Origin of the sequence: Pseudomonas sp. MD195_PC81_125, from assembly GCF_014060985.1 — a bacterium.
In the GTDB taxonomy this organism is placed as follows: Bacteria; Pseudomonadota; Gammaproteobacteria; order Pseudomonadales; family Pseudomonadaceae; genus Aquipseudomonas; species Aquipseudomonas parakoreensis.
The window spans coordinates 1-8,248 of the sequence record NZ_JABULD010000162.1 but is presented as its reverse complement, the minus strand read 5'-3'; the positions used below and the strand labels follow the sequence as shown (position 1 = coordinate 8,248).

The window sequence follows — 8,248 nt, the reverse complement described above, 5'->3', positions numbered from 1 at the left end:
CCCATGATACTTCCTGTGGTGGAGGGGATTTTATCCCCGATGGAGCGCGAAGCACTCCCCCTTTTTCAAGGCTGCTGCGCACCCCATCGGGGATAAATCCCCTCACCGCAAGGTTCTGTACCAGGTATTGAATGTGACGAGCGCTGCCCACGGCTTTAGTATGGCGCTTTCCCTTTTCCGACAAGGCCCGTTCATGACGATCGAAATCCGCCCGGCGACCCCCAGCGATGCGCCGCAAATCCTCGCCTTCATCACCGAACTGGCAGATTTCGAAAAGGCCCGCCACGAAGTGATCGCCAGCGTCACCGATATCGAGCGCAGCCTGTTCAGTGAAGGCGCCACGGCCCATGGCCTGATCTGCCTGCGTGACGGTATGCCAATCGGTTTCGCGGTGTTCTTCTTCAGCTATTCGACGTGGCTCGGCAGCAACTGCCTGTACCTCGAAGACCTCTACATCACTCCCGAACAACGCGGCGGCGGTGCCGGTAAAACCCTGCTGCGGCATCTGGCGAAAATCGCCTGCGACAACGACTGCGGCCGCTTCGAATGGAGTGTGCTGGACTGGAACACCCCGGCCATCGAATTCTACAAATCCCTTGGTGCGCAGCCGCAGGAAGAGTGGGTGCGCTATCGCATGGATGGCAAGGTGTTGCGGGAGTTTGCCGAGGGGTAGTTGATCCCTCAGGAAAAGATCGCAGCTTTCGGCAGCCCCCTCCTACAGAAGATTGATCATCCTCTGCAGGAGCTGCCGAAGGCTGCGATCTTTTTTTGGGTTCATCCCACAATGTGGGAGCGATATTTATATATTGAGATTTGTCTGCGCCAAGGTTTATAGTCCGTCGCACTCACTGCCAAAAACAAAACAGGTGATGCGATGCAAGCGCAATTGATCGCGCTCGATTGGGGGACGACCTCATTACGTGCTTACAAACTCGCAGCGGGCGCAGTAGTGCTGGAGCAGCGTGCGCTGTCGTTCGGGATCATGCAGTTACCGAAGGCGCCGCGAGTCATCAACGGTGGTGAATGCACCGACGGTTTTGAACTGGCCTTCGAAGAGGCGTGTGGCGACTGGCTCGATGCGCAGCCGGATCTGCCGGTGATCGCCTGCGGCATGGTGGGCAGCGCTCAAGGCTGGCGCGAAGCGGCTTACTGCGAGACGCCGGCAAACGTCGCCAATCTCGGAAACTCCCTGCAAACGCTGGTCAGTCTGCGCGGCACACGGGTGCATATCGTGCCGGGCGTGATCCAGCGCTCTCGTCTGCCCAATGTCATGCGCGGTGAAGAAACCCAAGTCCTCGGCGTGCTGCAGAACTTGCCGGCCGAGGCGGGCGGCGATCTGTTGATCGGTCTGCCGGGCAGCCATTCCAAGTGGGTGGAAGTGATCGACGGCTGCATCACGCATTTCGATACGTTCATGACCGGCGAAGTGTTCGCCGTGCTCAGTGAACACAGCATTCTCGGGCGTACCCAGCAACAGGGTGCAGCGTTCGACGGGCTGGCGTTTGACCGTGGCGTGCAAGTGGCGCTGTCGGCGGACGGCGAACTGGGTGTGCTCTCCACATTATTCAGTGCCCGCACCTTGGGCCTGACCGGCGAACTGGTCCCGACGGCGCAAGCGGATTACCTGTCCGGGCTGATGATCGGCCATGAACTGGTGGCGCTTGCCGCCGTGCAGCGGCGTCGGCGCCACAGCGTGCACCTGCCCGCAATCATCCTTATTGGCAACGCGCAACTCTGCGCCCGTTACGGCCGTGCGCTCGAGGCCTGCGGTTTCGCTCGCGTCACGCTGGCCGAGCAGGCCACCGAGCGTGGCCTGTGGCAACTGGCGCTGGCCGCCGGGCTGCTCGATTCCTCATCCCGTTAACCCTGACTGGAGGCCTGACATGCTCAAGCAAGCACTGGCACAAAACGGTCTGATCGCGATTCTGCGTGGACTGCATCCGCAGGAAGCCGCAGCTGTCGGAGAAGTCCTGTATGCCGCCGGATTTCGCGTCATCGAAGTACCGCTCAATTCCCCGTCGCCGTATGAAAGTATCCGCATCCTGCGTCAGACCTTGCCCGCCGACTGCCTGATCGGTGCCGGTACGGTGTTGACCCCGGAGCAGGTCGAACTGGTGAAAGAGGCTGGCGGCCAGGTGATCGTCATGCCGCACAGCGATGCCAAGGTACTGCGAGCAGCGAAAGCGGCGGGGCTGTATCTGTCGCCGGGTGTCGCCACGCCGACCGAAGCCTTCGCGGCGCTGGAGGAGGGCGCGGACATTCTCAAGCTGTTCCCGGCCGAGCAGATGGGCCCGGCAGTGGTCAAGGCTTGGCTCGCGGTGTTGCCTTCCGGGACGGTGCTGGCGCCGGTTGGCGGAATCACCCCGGACAACATGCAAGCGTTCATCGACGCCGGCGTAAAAGGTTTCGGCCTCGGTTCCGGCCTGTTCAAACCGGGCATGACGGTTGAGCAAGTGGCGGCCAATGCCAAAGCCTACGTGGCCGCGTGGAAAGCCCTTCGCTGAGATTTATCCGGCGCTGCGTGCGCTGCATCTAACAAGAGAGACAAGCAGATGAAAATCACCAAACTCACCACCTTCATCGTCCCGCCGCGCTGGTGCTTCCTCAAGGTCGAAACCGATGAGGGCGTGACCGGTTGGGGCGAGCCTGTAGTCGAAGGCCGCGCCCACACCGTCGCGGCCGCCGTCGAGGAACTGTCCGACTACCTGATCGGCAAAGACCCACGCAATATCGAGGACATCTGGACCGTGCTGTACCGCGGCGGCTTCTACCGCGGCGGCGCGATCCACATGAGTGCGCTGGCCGGTATCGACCAGGCGCTGTGGGACATCAAGGGCAAGGCCCTTGGCGTGTCGGTCAGCGATCTGCTGGGCGGTCAGGTGCGCGACAAGATCCGCGTGTATTCGTGGATCGGTGGCGATCGTCCGGCCGACACCGCGCGTGCCGCCAAAGAGGCGGTAAGCCGTGGTTTTACGGCGGTGAAAATGAACGGCACCGAAGAGCTGCAGTTCCTCGACTCCTTCGAGAAAGTCGATCTGGCCCTGGCCAATGTCGCCGCCGTGCGCGATGCGGTCGGGCCGAACGTCGGCATCGGTGTCGACTTCCACGGTCGGGTGCACAAGCCGATGGCCAAGGTGCTGATGAAGGAGCTCGACCCGTACAAACTGATGTTCATCGAGGAGCCGGTGCTCAGCGAAAACTATGAGGCGCTGAAGGAGCTGGCGCCGTTGACCAGCACGCCGATTGCCCTCGGTGAGCGGCTGTTCTCGCGCTGGGACTTTAAACGGGTGTTGAGCGAAGGCTATGTCGACATCATCCAGCCGGATGCCTCCCACGCCGGCGGCATCACCGAAACCCGCAAGATCGCCAACATGGCCGAAGCCTACGACGTGGCGCTGGCGCTGCATTGCCCGCTGGGGCCGATTGCGCTGGCGGCGTGTCTGCAACTCGACGCTGCTTGTTACAACGCGTTTATCCAGGAGCAGAGCCTGGGTATCCATTACAACGAGAGCAACGACTTGCTCGACTACGTGAAGGATCCGCGGGTGTTCGATTACGACCAAGGCTTCGTGAAGATTCCGAACGGGCCGGGGCTGGGTATCGAGATCAACGAGGAATACGTGATCGAGCGTGCCGCCGTCGGCCATCGCTGGCGCAATCCGATCTGGCGCCATGCCGATGGCAGTTTTGCCGAGTGGTGAGTCCCTGAATCACCTGTGTCCCCCTGTGGGAGCGAGCCTGCTCGCGAATGCTATGTCACATCCGACATCGATGTGACTGACCCGACGCTTTCGCGAGCAGGCTCGCTCCCACAGTGTTGATCTCCATGGATGGGAGATGGCGTCAATGACCTCAAATAATCATAAAAAGAGGCACCCCCCATGCCAACGCAAACCCTCACCGGGCAGGCGTCTTTAGTCACGCCTAGCCGCAAGCGGTTTTTCATCATGGTGCTGCTGTTCATCACCGTGGTCATCAACTACCTCGACCGGAGCAACCTGTCGATTGCCGCGCCCGCGCTGACCAGCGAACTGGGCATCGATCCGGTTCACGTCGGGCTGATTTTCTCCGCATTCGGCTGGACCTACGCTGCGATGCAGATCCCCGGCGGCTGGCTGGTGGATCGCGTGCCACCGCGCATCCTCTACAGCGTCGCGCTGCTGCTGTGGTCGCTGGCCACGGTGCTGCTCGGCTTCGCCGCGAGTTTCATTGCGCTGTTCGTGCTGCGCATGGCGGTCGGCGCGCTGGAAGCGCCGGCCTATCCGATCAACAGCCGCGTGGTCACCACCTAGTTTCCCGAGCGCGAGCGGGCCACGGCGATTGGTTTCTACACCTCCGGGCAGTTTGTCGGCCTGGCGTTTCTGACCCCGGTGCTGGCCTGGCTGCAACATGAATTCGGTTGGCACATGGTGTTTGTTGCGACCGGTGCGGCGGGCATCATCTGGGCGGCGATCTGGTACGCGGTGTATCGCGAACCGCGAGATTTCAAGGGCGCCAACAACGCGGAGATCGACCTGATCCGCGAGGGTGGCGGACTGGTAGACATTCAAGCGCAAGCAACCAAGGCCTCGTTCAGCTGGACCGATCTCGGCATCGTCCTGAGCAAACGCAAATTGTGGGGCATCTACCTCGGCGAGTTCTGTCTGAACTCGACGCTGTGGTTCTTCCTGACGTGGTTTCCGACCTATCTGGTGAAATATCGCGGTATGGACTTCATCAAATCCGGCCTGTTGGCGTCGCTGCCGTTTCTTGCCGCGTTCATTGGCGTGCTGTGTTCGGGGTTCTTCTCCGACTTGTTGATTCGCCGTGGCTGCAGCGTGGGCTTTGCGCGCAAGTTGCCGATCATTGGCGGACTGCTGATTTCCACCTCGATCATCGGTGCCAATTTCGTTGAATCGACACCGCTGGTGATCGCCTTCCTGGCGCTGGCATTTTTCGGTAACGGGCTGGCCTCGATCACTTGGTCGCTGGTCTCGACCCTCGCTCCGGCGCGTTTGCTGGGGCTGACCGGCGGGGTGTTCAACTTCATCGGCAACCTGTCGGCAATTGCCACGCCGATTGTCATCGGTTTCCTCGCCAGCGGTGATTCGTTCGCCCCGGCGATTACTTACATCGCGGTTCTGGCGCTGGTCGGTGCATTGTCCTACGTGCTGCTGGTGGGCAAGGTCGAGCGTATCGAGTTGTAGTCGTCTGCGTCGGGCGACCATAATGCCGCCCGTTCCCTCGCTCAACGGTAAAGGCTGGATATGCAGGAAGACGCCCCGGAAAAAACCAAGGACGCCGCACCCACCGGCACCCAGACGCTGCTTCGCGGCCTGGGTGTGGTGCACGCGGTGGCCAGTGGCGCCCGCGATCTGAAAGAGATTGCCCGGCTGATCGGCACCACGCGCAGCACCACCCATCGTCTGGCCAGTTGCCTGGTGGACGAGCGCTATTTGCGCGTAGTGCCGCAAATCGGCTATCTGCTGGGGCCGAAGCTGATCGAGCTGGGGTTTCAGGCGCGTGAAGAGTTGCCGCTGGTGAGTCTGGCCGGGCCGTATCTGGACGAGTTGTCGGCGCTGACTGGCGACACCGTGCACCTGGGCATTCGCGAAGGCGACGAGGTCTTGTACCTGCTGAAGAATCCGGGGCGCAACGGCCCGGAAATGCGTTCGCGTGTCGGCCACCGCATGCCGTTGGCGCGCACCGGGATCGGCAAGGCGTTGATGCTCGATGATGCGCCGCAGGATTGGCAGCGCCTGTACGACATCAGCCTGCCGGCGGGTGGGAAAAGTCAGTTCTGGCCGCAGCATCCCCAGCAATCGTGGGAACAGCTCGAGCAGCGTATGACCGAGTACGTGGCCGGCGGCTATGCCTTCGATCTGGAGGACAACGAACCGTCGATCCGCTGCGTGGCGGCGCCGATTCGCGATGCGAGCAAGCGCATTGTCGCGGCGATCAGCATCGCCAGCACCGTGCCGTACATGCCGCTGGAAAAAATGGCCGAGCTGATTCCCCTGATCAAAGGGGTCACAGCCCGGCTCTCGGCGGAGCTTGGCTTGAAGGTTTAAAGCTTCAAGGTCGCCATGTCGATCACGAAGCGGTACTTCACGTCACCGGCAATCATCCGCGCGTAAGCTTCGTTGATCTGACGGATGTCGAGCATTTCGATGTCGCAGGTGATGTTGTGCTCGGCGCAGAAATCCAGCACTTCCTGGGTTTCGGCAATACCGCCGATCAACGAGCCGGCCAGGACTCGACGGCCCAGCACCAGGTTGGCGGCGTGCACGGGCGGATCGATCGGTTCGATCAGGCCGACCAGAATGTGCACGCCATCAAAGCGCAGGGTTTGCAGGTACGGGTTGAGGTCGTGCTGCACCGGAATGGTGTCCAGCAGGAAGTCGAAACGGCCCGCAGCGGCAGCCATTTGCTCGGCATCGGTGGAGACGATCACATGATCGGCGCCCTGACGACGACCTTCTTCGGCCTTGCTCGCTGAACGGGTGAACAGCGTGACTTCCGCGCCCATCGCCTTGGCGAACTTGATGCCCATGTGGCCGAGGCCGCCCATGCCGAGAATCCCGACCTTGTCGCCGGCCTTGACCCCGTAGTGCTTGAGCGGTGAGTAGGTGGTGATGCCGGCGCAGAGGATCGGCGCGGCGCTGGCCAGATCCAGTTTTTCCGGAATGCGCACCACGAAGTGCTCGCTGACCACGATGCTGTCCGAATAACCGCCCATGGTGTTGCTGCCGTCGACCCGGTCCGGGGTGGCGTAGGTCATGGTCGGGCCTTCGAGGCAGTATTGCTCGAGGTTCTGCTGGCAGGCGGCGCAGGTGCGGCAAGAGTCGACCATGCAGCCGACACCGACCAGGTCGCCGACTTTATGTTGAGTGACGTTGGCACCGATGGCGGTGACTTTGCCGACGATTTCGTGGCCGGGCATCAACGGATACACGGCGATGCCCCATTCGTTGCGCGCCTGGTGGATGTCGGAGTGGCAGACGCCGCAGTACAGAATCTCGATCGCCACGTCGTCGGCGCGCGGGCTGCGGCGTTCGAATTTCATCGGGGCGAGGGGAGTGGTGGCCGATTGAGCGGCATAACCGATAGCGGTGTACATGAGAAACCTCGCAGAAGCAGTGACAGGTGAGGTGGCGCATTTTGGGCGCCGACTGCCGCTGCGGCCATGACGATTCCTCCGGGTCTCATGCCTAATCCTCCGGCATGCAGGTCTGGGCAAGCGCAGTGGCAAAAGGATCTGCGATGATGCTTGCATGCCTTTTTCCGTGACTTTTTTGAAGACCCCTCCGATGCAGTTGACCCGCCACCTTGATGCCAATGCCACGCTGGTTTCGCTGATCGAGCCGCTGGCGCTTTGCGACGGTTACAGCCAGACCGGGTTACCCGGTGTGCAGGTGTTGCGCGCCAGTTGCGACGTCGCGCGTGGCCCGCACATTTATGAGCCGAGCCTGATGATCATCGCCCAAGGCAGCAAACTGGCGTTCCTCGGCCCGCGCACCATGGAATATGGCGCCGGGCACTACCTGATTCAGGCGCTGCCGGTGCCGTTCGAGTGCGAAACCTTTGCCCTGCCGGATGCGCCGTTGCTGGGTGTCTCGGTGGCCATCGACCGGGTGTTGCTCGGCGAACTGGTGCTGGCCATGGGGCTGGCGCCGGGGGCGGCACATTCCGGCGCAGACACCGGAGTCGATGACCTCGGTGGTGCTCGACGATGACATGCGCGGCTGTGTCGAACGCTTGCTGCGTTGCCTGCACGATCCGCTGGAACGGCAGATTCTGGGGCCGGCGCGGGTCCGCGAATTGTTGTTCACTGCGTTGCGCGGGCCGCAGGCCGATGTGTTGCGCGCACTGGTCGAACAGCAGGGGCAGTTCGCCCGGGTCGCGGCGTCGATCAGCCATCTGCATGCGCATTACACCGAGCCGCTGAATGTCGAGACGTTGGCCAGTTGCGCGAACATGAGCGTTTCGTCCTTTCACGAGCACTTCAAGCGCAGCACGCTGTTGTCGCCGGTGCAGTATCTCAAGCGCCTGCGCCTGCTCAAGGCGCAGACCTTGCTGGTCGCTGAAGGCCTGGGCGTGGCGCAAGTGGCGCATCGGGTGGGGTATCAGAGCACGTCGCAGTTCAGTCGTGAGTACAAGCGCTACTTCGAGCGCAGTCCGGGCGAGGAGCGCGTGGCCTGAGAGTTTGCGTAACCCTGTGGGAGCTGGCTTGCCAGCGATGGCGGTGATCCACGCTGCCAAATGTCCA

The 8,248-nt window shown here is 61.9% G+C and carries 6 protein-coding genes and 2 pseudogenes; 7 read left to right on the top strand and 1 reads right to left on the bottom strand.

Going from position 1 to position 8,248, the window contains the following annotated elements:
- Window positions 1–193 precede the first annotated feature (193 nt).
- The 6 genes and pseudogenes from HT737_RS07055 (at window position 194) to HT737_RS07030 (ending at window position 6,050) form a co-directional block, all read left to right on the top strand.
- On the top strand, window positions 194–673 hold the full coding sequence (locus tag HT737_RS07055) for a GNAT family N-acetyltransferase (RefSeq protein ID WP_047295620.1): 480 nt from the start codon (window positions 194–196) through the stop codon (window positions 671–673).
- A gap of 201 nt (window positions 674–874) precedes the next feature.
- Window positions 875–1,864: a 2-dehydro-3-deoxygalactonokinase gene (locus tag HT737_RS07050; protein WP_182401981.1), complete on the top strand. Its 990-nt coding sequence runs from the start codon at window positions 875–877 to the stop codon at window positions 1,862–1,864.
- 19 nt (window positions 1,865–1,883) lie between these two features.
- Window positions 1,884–2,504: a 2-dehydro-3-deoxy-6-phosphogalactonate aldolase gene (locus HT737_RS07045; RefSeq protein ID WP_041069252.1), complete on the top strand. Its 621-nt coding sequence runs from the start codon at window positions 1,884–1,886 to the stop codon at window positions 2,502–2,504.
- Window positions 2,505–2,552: 48 nt separating this feature from the next.
- Window positions 2,553–3,701 (top strand): galactonate dehydratase, encoded by a 1,149-nt coding sequence (gene dgoD / locus HT737_RS07040; protein ID WP_007961968.1) that lies wholly within the window; start codon window positions 2,553–2,555, stop codon window positions 3,699–3,701.
- A 180-nt stretch (window positions 3,702–3,881) separates the two neighbouring features.
- Window positions 3,882–5,186, top strand: a pseudogene (locus tag HT737_RS07035) (MFS transporter).
- A 60-nt stretch (window positions 5,187–5,246) separates the two neighbouring features.
- Complete coding sequence (locus HT737_RS07030) at window positions 5,247–6,050, top strand: IclR family transcriptional regulator (RefSeq protein WP_041069258.1); 804 nt, start codon at window positions 5,247–5,249, stop codon at window positions 6,048–6,050.
- Here the strand turns inward: HT737_RS07030 and HT737_RS07025 are convergent.
- Window positions 6,047–7,099 carry an NAD(P)-dependent alcohol dehydrogenase gene (locus HT737_RS07025; protein WP_041069261.1) on the bottom strand — a complete coding sequence of 351 codons (1,053 nt, stop codon included), beginning with the start codon at window positions 7,097–7,099 and terminating at the stop codon, window positions 6,047–6,049. The two genes, HT737_RS07030 and HT737_RS07025, sit on opposite strands and share 4 nt — an antisense overlap.
- A gap of 190 nt (window positions 7,100–7,289) precedes the next feature.
- On the opposite strand from HT737_RS07025, the pseudogene HT737_RS07020 reads away from it, so the two are divergent.
- Window positions 7,290–8,181: pseudogene (locus HT737_RS07020) on the top strand (AraC family transcriptional regulator N-terminal domain-containing protein).
- The last annotated feature ends 67 nt before the right edge of the window (window positions 8,182–8,248 follow it).